We start from the raw sequence: 21,426 nt of genomic DNA, 5'->3' as shown, positions 1-21,426 counted from the left end.
GCCTGTAACGGAAATCATACCGTAAACCAAGGTGATACTGTGACTTTCTTAAAAGGACCGGGCAAACTTAGCCTGGTTTTTTTATTTGCTCTTTTTTGGTGAAAAGTGTATATTTAAAATGAAGTGGGACATAAAATAATGTATAGGGACAAAAGGTGTCCAGGGTTTAATGCGTTTAAGTGAAATTAGACTTTAACGGAAACATATTGATCTAAACAAAGGACAATTTGTTTTTAAAGAAGGAGAATGCAATGAATCAATTACTGGGAGCTCAACAAAAACTTTTACCAGAAATGACTGTACTTCTTCAAAAAAGATATAGATTATTAATGACGATTCAGTTATCCGGGATAATAGGTCGTAGAGCATTAAGTGAAATGGTCCATGCTACTGAACGGGAGACGAGAAGAGAATTGGACATTCTTCGAGCACAGGGATTAATTGAAGTATTAGCAAATGGGATGGAAATTACTCAAGAAGGTAATAATGTGTTAGTCACATTAAAAGAATTAGTACACGAATGGTCTGGATTAAATGCTATGGAATTACAACTGGAGAAAGCTTTTAAGTTAGCTCGGGTCATCATCGTTCCAGGAGACAGTGAAGTTGAAAGTATTTCAAAATCGTTAATTGGACAGGAAGCGGCCAAGCAACTTGAACTATTATCTAAAAAAGATGACATTATAGCTGTTACAGGCGGGAGCTCAATTGCTGCTATTACTAATCACTTATCTGTTCATATCAAACCGAAGAGTTTAGTATTTGTTGCAGCACGAGGCGGTATTGGGGAAAATGTAGAACTGCAAGCTAATCATATTGCTTCAGCATTTGCAGTTCAAGCAAGCGGAACTTCTCGCACACTTTATCTACCGGATCATTTAAGTGAAAAGGCATATAAGACAATGATTAAAGAACCTGTAATTAAAGAAATGATGGACTTATATGATAATACGAACATTGTCATACACGGTATTGGAGACGCTAAAGAGATGGCTCTACGTCGAAACTCGAGTGAACAGGAGTTAGAAAAAATAGCGCAGATGCAAGCTGTTGGGGAAGCGTTTGGTTACTACTTTAACGAACAAGGAAAAGCAGTTCATCGTATTCGAACAGTAGGGATTCAATTAAAACAACTGAAACAAGCGCAACATTTACTTGCAGTAGCAGGTGGAGCGTCTAAGGCTCAAGCTATTCTTTCATACTTAAACCATGCACCTCAACAGACGGTACTAATTTCTGACGAAGGTGCAGCAAAGAAATTAACACAACTTATGCAAAAAGAAAATTAGGAGGAAATTTAAATGACATTAAAATTAGCGATTAACGGATTTGGACGAATTGGACGTGTGGTTTTTCGCGAAGCATTGAAGAATAAAAAAGTTGAGGTAATAGCAATTAACGACTTAGCTGATGCAGAGATGTTAGCACATTTACTTAAATATGATTCAGTACATGGAGTTTTTGATGCAGATGTATCTTTTGAAGGGGATTACTTAGTCGTAAATGACAAAAAGGTTCGTGTTTATGCAGAAAAAGATCCTTCTGCAATCCCTTGGGGCAAACATGAAATAGATATCGTTGTAGACGCAACAGGTATTTTCCGTGACACCGAATCAGCTGGAAAACATATAGAGGCTGGTGCCAAAAAAGTAATTATCAGTGCACCTGGTAAAAGTGGTGTGCCAACATTTGTTATGGGTGTGAACCATGAATCATATAATGGGAAAACGGATCATGTTGTATCAAACGCATCATGTACGACAAATAGTCTTGCACCAGTTGCAAAAGTACTTCATGATAAATTCGGAATTAAACGAGGTATGATGACAACAATTCATTCATACACAAATGATCAACGAATTTTGGATTTTCCACATGAAGATTACCGACGTGCTCGTGCTGCGGCTGAATCGATGATTCCAACTTCAACAGGCGCTGCTGCATCAGTGGCATTAGTCATTCCTGAATTGAAAGGCAAGTTAGATGGGATGGCAGTTCGCGTTCCTACGCCAAATGTTTCAATTGTTGATTTTGTAGTGGAATTAGAGAAGGATGTATCAATTGACGAAGTAAATGGAGCTTTAAAATTAGCAGCTGAAAATGAATTAAAAGGTTTCTTAGAATATAATGAGATACCATTAGTATCTCGTGATTATAACGGCAACCCGGCTTCATCTACTGTAGATGGATTGTCAACGATGGTTCTTGATAAAAACATGGTTAAAGTTTTATCTTGGTATGACAATGAAACAGGCTACTCGGCACGCTGTATAGACCTTGCATTACACATGTACAAAAGCATTTAAGCTTATTAAGTAACTAGGAGTAACTTCGTTAAAAAGTAATCTCCTTTTGTAGTCTTAACATAGCGATTAAATGTAACAACATCTATAATAGAGGTAAGTAATAAGGAACGGAGTAACGAACTCCGTTCCTTATTTTAAATACTGAAGGAGGAGATTCTTCATGAAACAGAAAAAAACAATGAATCAGCTAGACTTAACAGGTAAAAGGGTATTTTGTCGTGTGGATTTTAACGTTCCAATGAAAGATGGAAAAATTACAGACGACACACGAATTCGTGCGTCACTCCCGACCATTCAACAATTAATAGACAATGGTGCGAAAGTAATATTAGCGAGTCATATGGGGAGACCTAATGGGGAAGTAAATGAAGAGTTACGCTTAACCGAGGTGGGTAAACACTTAAGTGAGCTTTTACATAAGCCCGTTCAAAAAATGGACGAGTCAATCGGCGAGCTGGTTGAACAAGCAATATCTCTTATGGAAGAAGGCGACATTGTCTTACTCGAAAATGTCCGTTTCCACCCAGGGGAAGAAAAGAATGATTCAGAATTAGCCGAACAATTTGCTAAACTAGCAGATGTATACGTAAACGATGCTTTTGGAACTGCACATCGTGCGCATGCTTCAACCGAAGGAATTGCAAAACATATACCAGCAGTTTCTGGATTGTTAATGGAAAAAGAATTAGATGTTTTAGGAAAAGCATTATTTGAACCGAAGCGTCCATTTACGGCAATTATTGGTGGAGCTAAAGTGAAAGATAAAATAGGTGTTATTGATCATTTATTGGACAAGGTAGATAACCTTATCATCGGTGGTGGTTTATCCTATACGTTTCTAAAATCTCAAGGTTACGAGATTGGAAAATCATTGTTAGAAGAAGATAAAATAGACCTGGCCAAATCATTTATCGACAAAGCAAAAAATAAAGGCGTTAATTTAATGTTACCAATCGATGCTGTCATAGCTAGTGATTTTTCAAAAGATGCTGAGACAAAAGTGGTCGATGTCCATGAAATTCCTGCTGATTGGATGGGCCTTGATATTGGACCTAAGACAACTGCTCAATATGCAGATATCATTGCCAACTCACAACTAATTATCTGGAATGGACCAATGGGTGTATTCGAAATGCCACCTTTTGCAAATGGAACGAGAGGTATTGCGAATGCCATGGCAATGACACAAGCCTATACGGTAATCGGCGGTGGTGATTCGGCTGCAGCAGTAGAAAAATTCGGAGTAGCGGATAAAATGGACCATATTTCCACTGGTGGCGGTGCCTCACTAGAGTTTATGGAAGGCAAAGATTTACCAGGAGTGGTTGCATTAAACGATCAAAACTAGGAGGAATTCAAATGCGAAAACCGATTATTGCGGGCAATTGGAAAATGTATAAAACATTATCAGAAGCGAAAACTTTTGTGGAAGAAATAAAAGGTTTAGCACCGGATTACGAAAAAGTTGATACGGTTATTTGCGCACCAGCACTATTTCTAGAGCAATTAACACAGGAACTATCGGGTTCTAATATTCATGTAGGTGCACAAAATATGCATTATGAAAATGAAGGTGCTTATACTGGGGAAGTCAGTCCGGTTCAATTAGCAGACATAGGTGTTGATTACGTGATTTTAGGGCACTCTGAACGTCGTCAATATTTTAATGAAACAGACGATGGCGTAAATAAAAAAGTACTAGCAGCTTTTGCGAATTCATTAACGCCTATTGTTTGTGTTGGTGAAACGCTTGATGAACGAGAGACAGGAAACACGACATCTAAAGTAGAAGGACAAGTAGAAAAAGGACTTGCAAACTTGACTGAAGATCAAGTGAAACAAACGGTCATCGCGTATGAGCCAATATGGGCGATTGGCACTGGAAAAACCGCAACATCAGAAGATGCGAATGAAGTGTGTGGGGCTATTCGTTCAAAAGTAGAATCGTTATTTGGTCAACAAGTGGCGGATGCTGTACGGATACAATATGGTGGCTCAGTCAAACCTGAGAATATTAGAGAATTGTTAGCTATGGAACATATTGATGGTGCTTTGGTAGGTGGTGCAAGCTTACAATCATCATCATTCTTGAAATTACTAGAGGCTGGTGCCAATGTCTAAAGCTCCTGTTGCATTAATTATCATAGACGGTTTTGCACTTCGCAATGAAGTTTTTGGAAATGCTGTAGCTCAAGCAAAAAAACCGAATTTTGATCGCTACTGGCAAGATTACCCTCACGCATCTTTAATTGCTTCAGGTGAGTCAGTAGGACTCCCTGAAGGACAAATGGGGAATTCAGAAGTTGGACATTTAAATATTGGTGCTGGACGTATTGTTTATCAAAACTTAACACGCATTAATAAATCGATTGTGGATTCTGATTTCTTTAATAATGTTGCGTTTTTGGAAGCCATTGCACATGTGAAAACGCATGGTTCTAAGATCCATTTAATGGGTTTGTTATCAGATGGTGGTGTTCACTCACATTACGAGCATTTATTTGCATTATTGCAACTGGCAAAAACACATGGTCTTGAAGATGTATTTATCCATGGCTTTTTAGATGGGCGTGACGTCGGACCAAGAACTGCACTTGCTTACGTCGAAGAAACCGAACTTCAAATGTCAACAATCGGTATCGGGAAATTTGCGACTATTAGTGGTCGCTATTATGCATTAGACCGTGATCGTCGGTGGGAGCGGGTAGAAAAATCCTATCACTCCTTAGTTGACGGTGTTGGAAAACAAGCAACTTCAGCTGTTGAAGGAATACTTGCTTCTTATAAGGATAATGTAACAGATGAATTCGTAGTACCGTTCGTCATCTCAGAAAATGAACAACCTATTGCAAAAATTGAATCAGATGATGCCGTGATTTTCTTTAATTTTAGACCGGACCGAGCAAGTCAATTATCATCTATCTTAACAAATCCAACTTGTGATAATTCAGTCTCTCTGAGTGCTAAACATCCTCAGAATTTAAAGTTCATTACATTTACATCTTATAATGAACAAGTCTTTTCATCCATTGCATATGAAAATGACAACTTAGTTAATACTCTAGGGGAAGTTCTTTCAGTAAATGGGAAAACACAATTGCGAATAGCTGAAACAGAGAAATATCCACATGTGACTTTCTTTATGAGTGGCGGAAGAGAAAAACGTTTCCCAGGTGAAGAAAGAATATTAATTAGTTCACCAAAAGTTGCAACCTATGATTTACAACCAGAAATGAGTGCTTATGAAGTAACAGATGCATTAGTAGAAGCCATTGAATCCAATCGTTTTGACGGGATAATATTGAACTTTGCGAACCCTGATATGGTAGGTCATAGTGGAATGCTTGAACCTACGATTCGAGCCATTGAGGTGGTTGACGAATGTTTAGGACGAATTGTGGAGGCACTTATCGCACAAGGGGGTTCAGCCATAATCACGGCTGATCATGGTAATTCGGATGAAGTAGTAACTATTAATGGTGAACCAATGACTGCGCATACTACGAACCCAGTGCCTGTAATTGTTACAAAAAAAGGAATAGAGTTACGTGAGAATGGCATTTTGGCTGATTTAGCACCAACCATGTTACACTTATTAGGAATTAAGGCACCATTTGAAATGACAGGAAAAACATTACTAAAAACTGAGGAGACTTAAAACATGTCAATTATTACACAAATACAAGCTCGTGAAGTATTAGATTCTCGCGGAAATCCAACAGTTGAAGTAGAAGTATTTACTGAAAGTGGTGCAATTGGTCGTGCGATAGTACCTTCTGGCGCATCTACTGGCGAACATGAGGCAGTAGAGCTACGTGACGGGGACAAAGGACGCTACCTCGGTAAAGGTGTGTTAAAAGCTGTTGAAAACGTCAATGTCGTGATTGCTGCCGAACTTGAAGAAAAATTTTCTGTTTTAGATCAAGTATCAATTGATCAAGCAATGATTGAATTAGATGGTACAGATAATAAAGGTAAACTCGGAGCTAACGCTATCCTTGGTGTCTCCATGGCCGTTGCACATGCAGCAGCTGATTTCTTAGATATTCCTTTATACCAATACTTAGGTGGCTTTAACGCAAAACAACTACCGGTTCCAATGATGAATATCTTAAACGGTGGTGCTCATGCAGATAATAATGTTGATATTCAAGAATTTATGGTGATGCCTGTCGGGGCAGAAACTTTCAGTGAAGCACTCCGAATGGGAACTGAAATCTTCCATAGTTTGAAATCAGTATTAAAGGAAAAAGGATTGAACACTGCAGTAGGTGATGAAGGCGGATTTGCTCCTAACTTAGCATCTAATGAAGAAGCTATTACAACGATTTTGACAGCGATTGAAAAAGCTGGATACAAACCTGGTGAACAAATTTTACTAGCAATGGATGTAGCTTCTTCAGAATTCTTTAACAAAGAAGATGGTAAATACCACTTAGTTGGAGAAGGTATTGTGAAATCATCCGAAGAGATGGTGGACTGGTACACAGAACTATGTGACAAATACCCTATTATTTCTATTGAAGATGGATTAGATGAAAATGACTGGGCTGGCCATAAGTTATTAACTGAACGCTTAGGTGATCGTGTTCAGCTGGTTGGTGACGATTTATTCGTAACGAATACCACAAAACTTGCTCAAGGAATCAAAGAAGGTGTTGGCAACTCAATTTTAATCAAAGTTAATCAGATTGGTACCCTAACAGAAACTTTTGATGCAATTGAGATGGCTAAACGCGCAGGATATACAACAATCATTTCTCATCGCTCAGGTGAATCCGAAGATGCAACGATTGCAGATATCGCAGTAGCGACAAATGCTGGTCAAATTAAAACGGGTGCACCATCAAGGTCAGACCGTGTTGCAAAATACAATCAATTGCTACGTATCGAAGAACAACTTTACGATACAGCTCAGTACTTAGGATTGAAAACATTTTATAACCTAAATAAATAGAGTATGAAGCCGCACGGTGGTTTTGGACTATCAGCGGCTTATACCTAATTGGTTGTTTTACCCTTAAAAGAATAAAATACTTCAAAAATTCATTACTTTCATCAAAATGATAGATGATTTAAAGGTATTTTCTCCAGCTTATTGTACTTACCTGTATTATTTGGTAAAATAGTTCTTGTTGTGATGTTTCTGATCGGGAGGTGGAACAAATGCATGCGTTATTATTGACTTTACTTGTCATCAATTCGTTAGCATTAATCGTTGTTGTGTTGTTACAATCAGGGAAGAGTGCAGGTTTATCAGGTGCCATCTCTGGCGGGGCTGAACAACTTTTCGGAAAGCAAAAAGCAAGAGGAATGGATCTTGTCTTGCACCGAGTAACGATAGTATTAGCCGTTTTATTTTTTATTTTGGCAATTGCCGTAACAAAATTATAATAATCAACATTGATCCGCCTGGCCGAATGAACTGGTTAGGCGTTTTCTTATACATACTATTAATTTGTATAATGTTGGATGTCAGTATAATCTAAAAGATGGAGGTTTCTAAATGCGAATCGCGCAACCTAAACCGTTTTTCTTTGAAGTGGGTAAAAGAGCCGTACTATTACTCCATGGATTTACAGGTAATTCTGCTGATGTACGTATGCTTGGACGATTTTTAGAGAAAAATGGCTATACATCCTTAGCACCTCATTACAAAGGTCATGGAGTGCCACCTGAAGAACTAATACAAACTGGACCTAATGATTGGTGGAAAGACGTCATGCGCGGTTATGACCAATTAAAGTCAGCTGGCTATGAAGAAATTGCAGTTGCTGGATTATCATTAGGTGGTGTTTTTTCGTTGAAATTAGGGTATACCGTTCCTATTAAGGGAATTATCACAATGTGTGCTCCGATGTCGATGAAAACGACAGAAATCATGTATGAAGGCGTTTTAAAATATGCACGGGAATATAAACGTTATGAAGGAAAAGACTCCAAGGTTATCGAAGAAGAAGTAGAAGCATTGCAAAATCAGTCGATGGAGTCATTACCAGATTTGCGAAAACTTGTGTATGATGTTCGTGATCATGTGGATCATGTCTATGCTCCACTTTTCGTTGTCCAAGGACGGCAAGACAGTGTCATTGACGTATATTCTGCCAATATCATTCATGATGAGGTTGAATCATTTGATAAAAGTATCAAGTGGTACGAAGAATCAGGACATGTGATTACACTTGATAAAGAAAAAAATCAATTACATGAAGATATTTTAAAGTTTTTAGAGTCTTTGGAATGGAAAGAGTAAAATTCGCCTTAATCGCACACTCTGTATAGAAGGAGGGATGAAAGATGGAACAAAATTTAAAACAACGTTTACTTGATTTTATGCTAAAAGAAGAATACAGACCTTTAACTGTCCAAGAAATTGAAAGCCAATTTGGATTTGAAGATTCAGATGAATTTAAAGAATTAATAAAAACACTTGTCCATTTAGAAGAGAAGGGATATGTAATTCGTTCTAAATCGAATCGTTATGGTGTCCCTGAACGAATGAACCTGCTACGAGGCAAATTCATTGGACATGCAAGAGGGTTTGGATTCGTTGCCCCTGATGAAGAAGGTATGGATGATATTTTCATTCCACCTACTGAAGTTAATGGAGCTATGAACGGTGACATCGTTCTTGCACGTGTTTCAAATGCCAGCTCTGGGGACCGTCGTGAAGGAGCGGTTACGAAAATCGTACAACGCGGTATTTCAAAAGTGGTTGGTCAGTTCCAAGACAATAAAGGTTTTGGTTTTGTACTTGCAGACGATAAAAAAATCTCTATGGATATTTTCATTGCAAAAGAAGATACGCTTGGTGCAATTGATGGTCATAAAGTAGTAGTTGAAATTACAGGATGGCCAGAAGGACGAAAATCTGCCACTGGAATGGTAACACAAATTCTCGGGCATAAAAATGACCCAGGTGTTGACATTCTATCCATCATTCATAAACATGGGATTGAAACTGAATTTACACAGCCAGTTTTAGATCAAGCAAATGCAGTTCCTGATGAAATTGCTGTGTCTGATTTAGAAGGTCGACGTGACCTTAGAAATGAAGTCATTGTAACCATTGATGGTGCAGATGCAAAAGATCTAGACGATGCAGTCACTGTAACAAAGAATGCAGATGGTACGTACAAACTTGGTGTTCATGTTGCGGACGTGAGTCATTATGTTACGGACGGATCACCGATGGATTTAGAGGCGTATGATCGTGCAACAAGTGTCTATTTAACAGACCGAGTAATCCCAATGATTCCACACCGTTTATCGAATGGTATATGTTCGTTAAACCCGCAAGTCGATCGATTAACTTTGTCTTGTGAAATGATTATTGACGGTAGTGGAACAGTGGTATCGCACGAAATTTTCCAAAGTGTTATCAAGACAAAAGAACGTATGACATATACGGATGTCTATAAAATTGTAGAGCAAAAGGATGAAGCTTTAATTGAGCGATACAGAGATTTAGTTCCAATGTTTGATCTAATGGTGGAGCTAGCTGCTGTTTTACGTGAAAAACGTGCTACTCGTGGAGCAATTGATTTTGATTTTAAAGAATCAAAAATTCTTGTAAACGAGGAAGGTTGGCCAACAGATGTTGTCATTCGAGAACGAACTGTAGCTGAACGATTGATTGAGGAGTTCATGTTAGCTGCTAATGAAACAGTGGCAGAACATTTCCATTGGATGGAAGTGCCTTTCATTTACCGTATTCATGAAGATCCAAAACCTGAGAAACTTCAGAAATTCTTTGGATTCTTAACAAATTTCGGAATTGTCGTAAAAGGATCTGGTAATGAAATTCATCCTGGTGCATTACAAGACATCGTAGAATCAATTAAAGGGATGCCTGAAGAACCGGTTATCTCAACAATGATGTTACGCTCTATGCAACAAGCTAAATATTATTCGGAAAGCCTGGGACATTTTGGTTTATCAACAGACTACTATACACATTTCACTTCACCTATTCGGAGATATCCAGATTTAATCGTTCATCGATTAATACGGACCTATTTAGTGAACGGAGATGTATCCAAACCAACGATTGCCCATTGGGAGGCTGTGATGAATGAGATTGCGGATCATACATCATCACGTGAACGACGGACAGTCGATGCAGAACGCGATACAGAATCATTAAAAAAAGCACAATATATGGTGGACAAAATTGGTGAAGAATTCGAAGGTATTATAAGCTCGGTTACAAACTTTGGTATGTTTATTGAACTAGAGAATACAATTGAAGGACTAGTTCATGTCAGTAATATGACAGATGACTATTACCGATTTGATGATCGTCAAATGATGATGCTGGGTGAACGTTCTGGTAAACAGTTCCGCATCGGTGACGAAGTAACAATTCGTGTTACTTCTGTAAAACCAGAAGAGTCAGCTATTGATTTTGAAATTGTTGGGATGAATAAGGCAATCCAACGTACACGTAAAGAAACACCAAAAGTAATACATGCTCAACGAAAAGAAGGATCAGGAAGAAGTTCTTCTAAGGGTTCAAAACCTGGAGAGAAAAAAGAAGTAAAACAAAAGAAAAAATATTATGAAGGTGTTGCTAAAAAGAAGCAACAAGGTCGTAAACGAAAGAAAAAGTAAAAAAATTGAGCGGTTAATAGCCGCTCTCTCTTGAACAGAGAGGTGTAGTCATATGGCAAAAGGACAAGGGAAAGTTGTAGCACAAAATAAAAAAGCTAATCATGACTTCTTTATTGAAGACACGATTGAAGCGGGTATCGTATTGCAAGGTACCGAGATAAAATCCATTAGAAAAAGTAAAGTTCAATTAAAAGATGCGTTTGTTCGAATTCGGAACAATGAAGCATGGATTTCAAATATGCATATTAGTCCATATGAACAAGGAAACCGATTTAATCATGAACCTTTACGTTCTAGGAAACTATTACTTCATAAAAAACAAATTAATGAGTTAATCGGCTTATCAAAAAGAGATGGATTTTCAATCATTCCAATTAAAATGTATTTAAAAGATGGCTTTGCCAAAGTGTTAATTGGATTGGGTAAAGGGAAAAAGACTTACGACAAACGTGATGATTTAAAGAAAAAAGAAGCTAAACGTGATATCGAAAGAGCATTTAAATCTCGAAATCAAGAATAATTATACTTGAAGTTTGACCAATTTTGTCTTATAATAGAATTACTACTTTGCCAGATAAACATGTAGTTCACCGAACTTCCATTAAGAGTTCAAGAAGGAACAAAAATTAGCGATAGCCATTTTTTGAGTATGCCTTTTTGATCATCCTTTATTAAGGGGACGTTACGGATTCGACAGGGATAGTCTGAGCTTAAGTTGCGCGTCGGAGGGCTCGGCTCCGTATCAACGGCACTTTATAATAACTGGCAAAAACCAAAACCTAGCATTCGCAGCGTAAGCTGACGATGTTGCTTGTCTTGGCCATCACCCATGTGGTCATGTACGAGCTCACTCTTAGTGGGATACGATCGTCGGTGCAACTTGAGCCGCCGGTAAGAGATTTTCAAGTTAGCGCACAAGACGCCCGCTTGTCGGCATAATGCTGCGCGAAATCTAATAGGCAAGATACACGCGTAGAAGCTTAAGTGTTGGAGTTTCTGGACGCGGGTTCGATTCCCGCCGTCTCCATTGAAAAATGGCTGCTAAACACAGTCATATCAATGGTTTGTTACACTAGGGAGTTTGAACGGGAGTTGAACTAGGGAGGAAACTCCCTAATAAACACCCTAACGAATTTGCGACAATTGACCTTCTAATTTATTAAAATTAGGAGGTTTTTTGTATGGGCAGAAAACATGGTATTTTTTCCATTCAAACAGAAGAAGTTAACATTGCTACAAAAACAAAAGAAATAAAAAGAAGCGGGACACCTATTCCACAAGCATTAGAAACCATTTATCAGCAAATGCGAATCGCAGGAAACCGAATCAGAACAATTGAAAGCTACGACTATATTATTAATCAGTTTATAAAGTTTAATAAACTGGAATATGTAGAGGATATTAAAACAGACAGTATTTACAATTACTTAGATTCAATAGATGTTTCTAATCAAACTAAGCTAATACGTTTGAAATCCATTAAGGCTGTATTAAGTAAGTTCCATAACAACGGTTGGATTAAACAAAAGTTCTGGAGTAGCATTCACATCAAGATTGATAAGGAAGTTAAAAAAGGTGCTAAGGAAAGCGATATTGAAGCTTTACTATCACTCATAGACAAGAACACGTTTATCGGCTTTCGGGACACTGTAGCGATTCTGACAATGTACAAGACAGGTATTCGTATTCGAACAGTAGGTGAGTTGAAGGAGAGACACATTGACTTCCAAAACCTATGCTTCAACTTAGACGGCTCGATTTTAAAGAATCATAAATTTTTAAAGCTACCTATAGACCAAGAACTAGCAGACCTGTATAAAGTATTGATTAAGCAAAACGATAAAATTCGTGATTACTATAATACTGATAACACGAATATCTTCATCACTCAGAACGGCTTGCAAATTAACGATAGTAAATCATCTAGTAATGCTATAACAAAACAGTTATGCAAATATGCCAAGCGTTACGGCTTTGAGAATATCAACGCACACGCTATACGCAGAGGATACGCTAAGAGCCTATTAGACAAGGGTGCAAGCATTGCACTTATCTCAAAGGCACTAGGTCACTCAGATTTAGCCGTAACAACGCAATATTTAGATTTAGATATTGAAGAAGTGGCTACTAGTTTAAGGGACTTTTTGTAAGATGCAAATGAAGAAGAATATAATGGCAACCTTTAGTAGTGAACTTCCAATTCAATCAGATAAATTCGAAAAAATGAACGAATTATTTAAGGACAATTCTTATTGCAATGTCACAATAGTAACAGCAACAGGAGAAAAAATGGAGATGACCGTTTACAATCCTAAATTTGAGAATAGTATCGGTTAGAATAGAAAAGCACTATACTTACCTCATAAATTCAAGTTGTTTATGGGGTTTCTTTATTCTGTACTTCCAAATAATATAGTATTGTAAGAAGAAGAGGTGCTCTATGTGATTTCAAGTGAATTAATGAACAAATACAAGGTCAATAAAGTATGGTCAAGTGCTCAAAAAGAAGAAAACAACTCATTCGGGTTTATTCGTGCCTACCTTGGTGAATGTTTGGATGGAAAATGGTTGGTTGTAATAACTGATAACTCTTGGGAAGAGTCTGAGGTGTTATTAATGAATACGAGAGGCACTGCTACGAAACGAATCAGAGAACGTGGATTTTGGACTATAATGAGAAAAATATATCAAGAAGGATTAAAAGAGTAGCTATGAGGCTGCTCTTTTTTACTTGCTAAATTAGGTAAAAAGTATTTCAAGTAAGATTGATTTTGTTAGAAAATGATTAGTATTAATCCTAATTTTATTATCTAAGGTCCAGTGTATTACTGTGTTACGAATACACAGAATCTTCCGAAAAGTAATTGACTAGAAAATATTATAATAGTAATATGATTTAAAGATACGGATAAGTAATTGGAGGTAATTATGACTAAAAAAAAGACTCATAAAGAGTTTGTTCAGCAGGTACTTGATTTAACTGGAAATGAATACATAGTAATTGAACAGTTTATTGACTCTCATACAAGAATTAGATTCAAGCATAATGATGAGACTTGCCCAGAAGGATTCTCTGAGGGATTTCTAATGACTCCAGCACATTTTCTAAATGGACGGAGATGTACAAAATGTAGATATAAACGAAGTCACGAAAAAACAACAAAAACTCATGAACAATTTATCGAAGAAGTATTTCATCTTGTTCGTAACGAGTATACAGTTTTAAGTAGTTACAACGGAACAGGAAATAAGGTGAAAATGAGACACAATAATGAATCATGTGGTTATGAATATCCTGTTACGCCTCACAAGTTTCTACTTAATAGGCGCTGTCCGAAATGTTCTTATAGGAAGAGAGCCAATGATAAAAGAAAAAGCTTAGAAAAATTTAAAGAAGAAGTTTTTAGATTAACAGGTGAGGAATATAGAGTATTAAGTAGTAGCTATTCTAACAACCACACTAAAGTTGAAATTGGACACATTAACGATTCATGTAATAACCATACATGGTATATTAAGCCCAATAATTTCCTCAATGGACAGAGATGTCCTTTATGTAATGAAAGTAAAGGCGCTAGACGAATACGAATATTTTTACAAACATATAAAATATCGTTTGAAAGGGAATACACATTTGACGACTTATTAGGTGTTAAAGGTAAGGAACTTAGGTTTGATTTTGCAATATATAACGAAGATGGAAATCTTAAACTTCTACTTGAGTATGATGGAGAATTCCATGATAAACAGATACACGAAGAACATGACCTAGAAACTCAGCAGTATCATGATAAGGTTAAGGACGAATATACTGCTAAGAATAATATAAACTTGGTTAGAATAAGTTACCTTGACCAAAAAGATATAGAAAACATCCTAAGAAATACTTTCAAGCTAGAATCGGTGTGATACTAGCAACTAGTTTCAAACACTATGTTAATTTTTCTTTAACAACAGCAATAAGCAACAATAAATACTTGAAAGTAGACCTTGTGACCTGTTGGTTAAAGTGTCAATACCGTTTTTGTCGTTATATTTATCGATACTAGTTAGGTAGCACATCAATCCACACCAACACGCTGTAAAAAATATCGATACGAGACGGATATTATACTGCATTATTGTTAGTATAAGACACCAATTCCCAGTGTTTATAATCTAATCTCGATACATCTCCGTTATACGCATACATGGAGGCAGAACAGGAGAACATTCAAATATGGTAAATAAATGTAATTTATCAATTTCTATTGCATTACAAAGTTAATAGTATTACAATGGTATACATAACTATTAAAAATCAATATATCATCAAACAAATAAACTATATTAGGAGTGAACCTACATGCAACCGCCTCATTAGAGGCACACTTATATTCTGAACACCTATGAAGTACTAGTATTCATAGAGTTAGGCTAATTCATGCCTATATTGGACAGGGACAAGTGTGCATTCTTACGAGGTTGGGTTGTGTGGGGTTCACTCCTTTTTTGTGTTTTCTAAGGAGCGGCTAAGACAAATCAAATTAGTAATTCAATAGCAAAGGAGGGTTAAAACTTAGGAGAAACTAGAGAAATACTATTAATAACTAGTCAATGAAGACCCAAGCTAAAACAGGGGAATCAGCTTAAGGCGGCTATCGTTATGTTAATCCATAACGAAAGCGGGAACTTAGATTGTCTAAAATTAAAATGGATATAATCAAATGTAATTGGAATGAAATCGAAAAATATCAATCACAACTAACAAAGGAAAGCGGGTTGTACTTTTGGTATCGTTCACATAATCCGAAGGAACTGCTATATGTAGGTGAAGCAACCGACCTATACAGGAGGATGATGCAGTATCAAAAAGATAAACGAGAGGGATACAATAATCCAAACATATTAGAGTTAATTGAGTCTGAATCAGATAGTATCATGGTAGCATTTCAACCAATTGATACTCATGTTATGGATAAGAAGGAACGAAAGCGGCATCTTAAGGAAAAAGAAGCAAGTTTCATACAAGACTGGATACCGCTGTTCAATATCGAAGAGAATCCAAGATATCAAAACCATTCAATTCAAAAAGTAATTGGACAAGTTGTATTAAAAGCCAACCGAGAAGTAACATTCATTGAGATGAGAGAATATCTGTTCCGTAAATGGCGGGGGAAAGTATCCTATAAACGGCTTGATGAGGCACTTGCAAATAAGCAATAACATTTATCAAACTATTGCAAAACGAGTCAAATTAAGAAAACTCTAAATCCAAGGAAAAAGAAAACAGCATAAATTATTTGTGATGAAAATGTAATAATCAACAAAATCATGCTCAACCGATTGATGTTACTGGATAGAAGGCATGTTAGTGTATTGCTTCAATAGTAGGTTTTGAGCATGAAAGAATAATTAGTTCCGAGAAACCCAAAAACACGAACTCCCCTAAAATAAGGGGGTCAGTTCTAGAGGTTAAACATAACCCCCCTTAAATTAAAGGAGATTGTGTTCACATACTCCCCTAAAAAAGGGTGGGAAACGATACTGTAAGAAGAGAGAAGAAAGAAGAAGAAAGAAGAAGATTAAGAAGATATAAATAGGAGCGGGGTCGGGCGCAATGCTTCCTCTCCCGCACCTTTACATGAACCTGTAAATATCAAATAAATAGAAAGGAGTGTGGTGGATACATGACCCTCAGCAAGTCATGGTTAGCATAGTGCTATCATTTTGCTGAAAGAAAAGGATAATATATTGTGTCAGAGTCAGAACTACCAAAATCAATAATCGAAGAAAGTAAAGAATCATTTATCATGTTTCCCAAAAGCCTATTGAATGAGTATTTTTACGAAGGCAGAGACCTAGATATATGCCATTTAGCAATCATTAAGTCATTGGCTAATAACTTTACTAAAACAGCTATAACTAACATCAATGATTTGATGAATATAATGGGCATTAATTTCAAGAATAAAGAAGCTAGTCAGAAGGTAAGAGAGAGCATCATTCGATTACATGCTATGAAATACATTACTGTTTACACAGACAGAGCCAAGATATACATTGCAACAAACCTAAAGCCCGCTCAGACTTATTTTATCAAACCCTCTGAAATGAACGAAAATAGCTTTGTAAAGGTATTTGAAACTGATATTGAAAAGATAGTAACAATGCAATCGAAACATAAGTCAAAGTTATTCATAGTTTACATGGCGATCGTATCACACTTGTTTTACTATCATAATTCGAGCATGGAGCATAAGTCTGTGTGGGCAACTATTGAGTTACTCGCAAAAATTACAGGACTAGATAGACGAACAGTTATGAAATATGTAAGATATTTGCATGAAGCTAAAGTGTTATTTTGCATTACAATCAAGGTTCATGCTAAGAAGAATAAGAACTTCTATGGCAGATACAACCATAAAAAGTTGATTACTTCTGAGGCAATACGAGAAACAGAAACATATTATAAGTTAGAAGATATTAAGCCAGTTGTAGGAGTAGAGTAAGTAACACTCTGAGGAGGGTCTCTTAATTGAGGCTCTCCCTTTTCGTATATTGGAGCGGGTGATTGGATGTGGGACGTAATTGATAATATCGTTCCACATACTAATAAAACCCTTCTTTTATTTTGTCTGCTACAACAAAATGTATCATTCATGAATTGTTATTGAACCATTATAACTTTAACTAGTACTTCGAATTTGGCTCTTGTTATTGTCAAGGAATGTATTTAAACACTGTACCAGAAGTTAACGGGTAGTTAACTGGTCGTCAGGAGTGCAAACAATAAATATACTTTCCCTCCAAGTCATAACACACCGAATAAATTTTTTATTGAATAAAATATTCCGATTATTAAATTTTGACTTTCTATACTTAGTTGGAAGTATAATGAATAACCTGCGAATAAGGTTGCAACTAAAGATAAAATTACAGTAACTATTGTTAACCAAAATGTTCTTTTACGTAAAGAATTATTTGTTTTTATCTCAAGTAGTCTTACAGTATCATCTATAATTTTCGCGAAGTTTTGGGAGTGGTTATATGTTTTATCTATTAAGAAAATTGTATTATCTACAATGATTTCAGCCCACAATTTATCTGAAAAATTTGGTCTAGATGGTTCAAAATCACTTATGCTATTCATAATTTTCTTCTTAAGTCGTCCAAATTCACTTTCACCCATTTCATTTTTGAAGCGCTTAAGGATATGTATGTTTTGTTCCAACTCATATCTAATGTTTATCAACTTTTGATATTTCGGTTTTGCTTTTTTTATAGAGGTGAAGGTGTCCTTTTGACGAATTGAAATTTGTTTACTCAAGTCTATTACATAATTTCTCATTACTAATATTGGCAGCAAGTTCATGGAAAAACCCTGTACGTAATAAACCATTTGAAAATCGAGAGAATGAAACATTGCTTCTCTTGGTATTTCAGAATTACACGTGATTTTGACAGAACTATCTAGATGTTGGTTTCTCTCACTTGAAAACAATTGCCAATATCCATCTTTTGATATTTCATGGAAATGAAAATCGATTAATCCGATTGATTCCCAAAATTGATTTCTTTGCTCATTTTCCTCATATTTGAATTTACAAGAAGTCTGTTTTACCTTGTATACTTCAATGCTTGGAGGAACTAATTTATTACTTGTGAAGTACATATCAAAATATTTACTCATTTCTATTAAGGTTCTCCATTTTAACTCCAACAATAAGTCCTCTATAAGTCGTTCTTTAACTCTTGAACCTGGATTTGTTCTTGAACCCCAAAAGGAAAAAAATCTTTTAAATGAAGGAGTTAAAACTGTCTCATCTTCCACGTTACTCTCAACAAGTTTTTTATATTCGCTAACAAAATTGTCAGAGGGAGTGATGATAAATTGTAAAATAATCGAAGAAGAAGAAACATGAGTGCCGTGAACTTGTAATTGCTTTGCAAATCCAGATAAATCGGATTCTTCTCCCACTTCAAGAAAACCAAAGTTACTCCAACTTCCCCCATGAATACTTTGCTTAACTTCATTGCAAAAGTCATCAATACGAGAAATATCATTTGTGTTAAACCTCTTTGGTGCAAATACTTTATATACTTTCTTTAAGCCTTTATTTAATTTATCCACATTCTCAATAGGAATATATTCTGAAACATATAAAGATAATAAGTCTACGTCAACGTTTGTTGGTTTAGAGTTTGTCCATTTGTCTCTGTTCCAGTATTCAGCACTTTGTCTCAGTTGACTCAAAAACTGGGGAACATATTTAGGTTTATCGTTCCAATCCTCCATTAGAGGAATCTTCTTAATTAAAGGAACAGCCAAATCAGTGAATTTTCTTTGGAATTTCTCTTTTAATGTAAACCGTCTACGACTATATGGATTATTTATTTCAATCATTTGATTTCCCCTTAGTAAATCACTCTGTATTTATTATTCGACAAAATGTTTAGATTTACCTTTTTTCAAAAGACATCATTCTAAAGATGGAACAAGGTGTAGTGCTTGCAGGAAATCATTAAAGGCTGCGAAGTAATTATCCAGGGACATCAGATTAGGATAAGATAACATAGAGAACACCGCCCACAGACGCTCAGATTGCTTGTAGTGGTGTTTTAGATGGTCTTTTAGATTGATTGCTTAAGATTGTCCTTTAGCGATTGAAAAGAAGAGTAAGGATAGATACAATGGGAGGTTGAATATTTTGACTAGTTATCTTATTCCATATTTAGACCCGAAGAGGAACGATGGCGAAGAAGACCCATTATTTTCTGAATATACTTATGGGGATAAAGGGGGCAGGGGGTATACTTTGAAAAATAAGGTTTTCAAAGGAGATTATCTATTTTTTCATACTAGCATAAAAAATAAACGGTTCATTACTGCTTTTTATGAAGTGGAAGAAGTAATGGATATTCAAAAGGCAAGAGCAGATAAAATAATAATGATGAAATACCGAAACCCTCACTTGATTAGCACTAAAATTCAAGACAATGAAGTTATTGTTTTTGGAAATCCAATTAAATCTGTGGTACTACATACACCGCTGGAAATTAACAGGGCAGTACTGGGAGAATTATCTATTCTCTTTACCCCCTCTCCTAATCAGACTGAACTAGGAGCGCTTTCGTCAAAGTTTAGAAATTGGTCTGCGTTAACCGATGTGCAGATTAAATTGTTACTACAAAAAGTGAATGATTTACATAATCAGAGTTATCTAAGGCAAAAGCAACTTTCTAGTGATGAAATTAGACAACTTAGTGAAGCTGACATTGAACAATTTCTTGCTAATAACCCTAGTGTATTAGATAAAGACCTTATTTTTCTCGGCAGACAACATCAATTAATAGATGGTAAAAGGTTAGACCTATTAGTCAAGAATGTTAAGACTCAACAAATTTATATTGTGGAAATTAAAAAGAATGAGATAGGTCCAGAAGTTCTTAAGCAAATTAAGGGATACATAAAGAGATATGAAGATGAAGAGAATATCAAAGATGTTAAAGGTATTATTGTATGTAAAGGAATCTTACCTCATTTCGAAGCTGAAGTAGTGAAGCAGCTAACAAAAGAAAAAATACAAATATATCAATATGGTTGGATGTTCTCAATACAACCAATGTAACAGAAATTAGAAAAACACCCTAAATCCAAACTTCAAAGGATGGACTAAAATTCATAGCCTACTCTGATACAGAGATAAGCAATAAGAAAAAAGCAGCTGAGTTAAAGAAATAATTGAATTTAAATGCTAAAAGGACTAAGTTGATAAACGTAGTCCTTTTAGCATTTAAATATATACACTCAGTTTAATAGAGAGAGTGACAAAACTTAATAGTATTGACACCCCTTTTGCAATGTAGTAATATCAAGGTGTTGACAGGTGACAAAACATAGTGACATAAATGGGCAGCAAAAATGGAGGATTAAAGATGAAATATGGATATGCACGAGTGAGTACAGTAGCACAAGAACTAGCGGTTCAAAAACAGGCGTTACACTCAGAGAAATGCGAGATTATCCGTGAAGAGAAATTCACTGGCATGAAAACAGATAGACCAGTATTCAGCTTACTGCTCCGAGAACTTCAAGAGGGGGATACATTGGTAGTAACAAAACTGGATCGATTGGCTCGTAACACTAAAGAAGGTATAGAAGTTATTGAGAAGCTGTTCGAGAAGGGGGTAAAGGTTCATGTGCTTAATGTAGGATTGCTAGAAGATACAACCATGGGACACTTCTTCTTAACTACTCTATTAGCAGTGGCTCAGATGGAGCGAAACCTAATTGTTGAACGTACTCAAGAAGGCAAGGCTCTCGCTAGGCAACGTGATGATTTTAAGGAAGGTAGACCAAGAAAGCATACAAAACAACAAGTGCAACACGCTTTGCAACTGCTTGAGACTCATACATACAAGGAAGTCGAAGGGATGACAGGTATCACTAAGAGAACCCTTATCCGCAGAAAAAATGAACAAGAAGCAAATAGCCAAGGTTAAGAAATTACTTTTACAGAAAAAT

General features: G+C 36.2%; 19 protein-coding genes and 1 other RNA gene. 19 read left to right on the top strand and 1 reads right to left on the bottom strand.

The window, feature by feature from the left end:
- Positions 1 to 251: 251 nt before the first annotated feature.
- From B371_RS0119085 to B371_RS0119010, 17 genes are all read left to right on the top strand, one after another.
- The gene (locus tag B371_RS0119085; protein ID WP_019415927.1) at positions 252 to 1,289 is read left to right on the top strand and encodes a sugar-binding transcriptional regulator; all 1,038 of its coding nucleotides are present in this window, start codon (positions 252 to 254) and stop codon (positions 1,287 to 1,289) included.
- A gap of 12 nt (positions 1,290 to 1,301) precedes the next feature.
- The gene (gene gap, locus B371_RS0119080) at positions 1,302 to 2,306 is read left to right on the top strand and encodes a type I glyceraldehyde-3-phosphate dehydrogenase (protein ID WP_019415926.1); all 1,005 of its coding nucleotides are present in this window, start codon (positions 1,302 to 1,304) and stop codon (positions 2,304 to 2,306) included.
- A gap of 160 nt (positions 2,307 to 2,466) precedes the next feature.
- Positions 2,467 to 3,654, top strand: coding sequence for a phosphoglycerate kinase (gene pgk / locus B371_RS0119075; RefSeq protein WP_019415925.1), 1,188 nt, complete (start codon positions 2,467 to 2,469; stop codon positions 3,652 to 3,654).
- 11 nt (positions 3,655 to 3,665) lie between these two features.
- Positions 3,666 to 4,427, top strand: coding sequence for a triose-phosphate isomerase (gene tpiA, locus B371_RS0119070; RefSeq protein WP_019415924.1), 762 nt, complete (start codon positions 3,666 to 3,668; stop codon positions 4,425 to 4,427).
- Positions 4,420 to 5,964, top strand: coding sequence for a 2,3-bisphosphoglycerate-independent phosphoglycerate mutase (gene gpmI, locus B371_RS0119065; RefSeq protein WP_019415923.1), 1,545 nt, complete (start codon positions 4,420 to 4,422; stop codon positions 5,962 to 5,964). Before tpiA ends, gpmI begins: the two co-directional genes overlap by 8 nt.
- 3 nt (positions 5,965 to 5,967) lie before the next feature.
- The gene (eno, locus tag B371_RS0119060) at positions 5,968 to 7,263 is read left to right on the top strand and encodes a phosphopyruvate hydratase (protein ID WP_019415922.1); all 1,296 of its coding nucleotides are present in this window, start codon (positions 5,968 to 5,970) and stop codon (positions 7,261 to 7,263) included.
- 209 nt (positions 7,264 to 7,472) lie between these two features.
- Positions 7,473 to 7,700, top strand: a complete 228-nt coding sequence (secG, locus tag B371_RS0119055; RefSeq protein ID WP_019415921.1) for a preprotein translocase subunit SecG — start codon at positions 7,473 to 7,475, stop codon at positions 7,698 to 7,700.
- 112 nt (positions 7,701 to 7,812) lie between these two features.
- Positions 7,813 to 8,559: a carboxylesterase gene (locus B371_RS0119050; protein ID WP_019415920.1), complete on the top strand. Its 747-nt coding sequence runs from the start codon at positions 7,813 to 7,815 to the stop codon at positions 8,557 to 8,559.
- Positions 8,560 to 8,603: 44 nt separating this feature from the next.
- The gene (gene rnr, locus B371_RS0119045) at positions 8,604 to 10,919 is read left to right on the top strand and encodes a ribonuclease R (protein WP_019415919.1); all 2,316 of its coding nucleotides are present in this window, start codon (positions 8,604 to 8,606) and stop codon (positions 10,917 to 10,919) included.
- A gap of 52 nt (positions 10,920 to 10,971) precedes the next feature.
- The gene (gene smpB / locus B371_RS0119040; RefSeq protein ID WP_019415918.1) at positions 10,972 to 11,439 is read left to right on the top strand and encodes an SsrA-binding protein SmpB; all 468 of its coding nucleotides are present in this window, start codon (positions 10,972 to 10,974) and stop codon (positions 11,437 to 11,439) included.
- Positions 11,440 to 11,594: 155 nt separating this feature from the next.
- Positions 11,595 to 11,949, top strand: a transfer-messenger RNA (tmRNA) gene (gene ssrA / locus B371_RS23135).
- 151 nt (positions 11,950 to 12,100) lie between these two features.
- Entirely contained in the window at positions 12,101 to 13,069 is a 969-nt protein-coding gene (locus B371_RS0119035) for a site-specific integrase (protein WP_019415917.1), read from the top strand.
- A 7-nt stretch (positions 13,070 to 13,076) separates the two neighbouring features.
- The gene (locus tag B371_RS0119030) at positions 13,077 to 13,256 is read left to right on the top strand and encodes a hypothetical protein (protein WP_157185247.1); all 180 of its coding nucleotides are present in this window, start codon (positions 13,077 to 13,079) and stop codon (positions 13,254 to 13,256) included.
- 105 nt (positions 13,257 to 13,361) lie between these two features.
- The gene (locus tag B371_RS0119025; RefSeq protein WP_019415915.1) at positions 13,362 to 13,628 is read left to right on the top strand and encodes a hypothetical protein; all 267 of its coding nucleotides are present in this window, start codon (positions 13,362 to 13,364) and stop codon (positions 13,626 to 13,628) included.
- Between the two features lie 219 nt (positions 13,629 to 13,847).
- Positions 13,848 to 14,828: a hypothetical protein gene (locus B371_RS22565; protein ID WP_019415914.1), complete on the top strand. Its 981-nt coding sequence runs from the start codon at positions 13,848 to 13,850 to the stop codon at positions 14,826 to 14,828.
- Between the two features lie 768 nt (positions 14,829 to 15,596).
- Positions 15,597 to 16,124 (top strand): GIY-YIG nuclease family protein, encoded by a 528-nt coding sequence (locus B371_RS0119015; protein WP_019415913.1) that lies wholly within the window; start codon positions 15,597 to 15,599, stop codon positions 16,122 to 16,124.
- A 530-nt stretch (positions 16,125 to 16,654) separates the two neighbouring features.
- Positions 16,655 to 17,410 (top strand): hypothetical protein, encoded by a 756-nt coding sequence (locus B371_RS0119010; protein WP_019415912.1) that lies wholly within the window; start codon positions 16,655 to 16,657, stop codon positions 17,408 to 17,410.
- A gap of 302 nt (positions 17,411 to 17,712) precedes the next feature.
- Here B371_RS0119010 and B371_RS0119005 read toward each other — a convergent pair whose 3' ends face one another.
- Positions 17,713 to 19,305 carry a hypothetical protein gene (locus B371_RS0119005; protein WP_019415911.1) on the bottom strand — a complete coding sequence of 531 codons (1,593 nt, stop codon included), beginning with the start codon at positions 19,303 to 19,305 and terminating at the stop codon, positions 17,713 to 17,715.
- Between the two features lie 304 nt (positions 19,306 to 19,609).
- On the opposite strand from B371_RS0119005, the gene B371_RS0119000 reads away from it, so the two are divergent.
- Both B371_RS0119000 and B371_RS0118995 read left to right on the top strand, forming a co-directional pair.
- On the top strand, positions 19,610 to 20,530 hold the full coding sequence (locus tag B371_RS0119000; protein ID WP_019415910.1) for an endonuclease NucS domain-containing protein: 921 nt from the start codon (positions 19,610 to 19,612) through the stop codon (positions 20,528 to 20,530).
- A gap of 307 nt (positions 20,531 to 20,837) precedes the next feature.
- Complete coding sequence (locus B371_RS0118995) at positions 20,838 to 21,404, top strand: recombinase family protein (protein ID WP_019415909.1); 567 nt, start codon at positions 20,838 to 20,840, stop codon at positions 21,402 to 21,404.
- Positions 21,405 to 21,426 lie beyond the last annotated feature (22 nt).

The organism is Paenisporosarcina sp. TG20 (assembly GCF_000286315.1).
Taxonomy (GTDB): Bacteria; Bacillota; Bacilli; order Bacillales_A; family Planococcaceae; genus Paenisporosarcina.
Note: the sequence above shows the minus strand (reverse complement) of the source record. Positions and strands in the feature narration are given on the sequence as shown.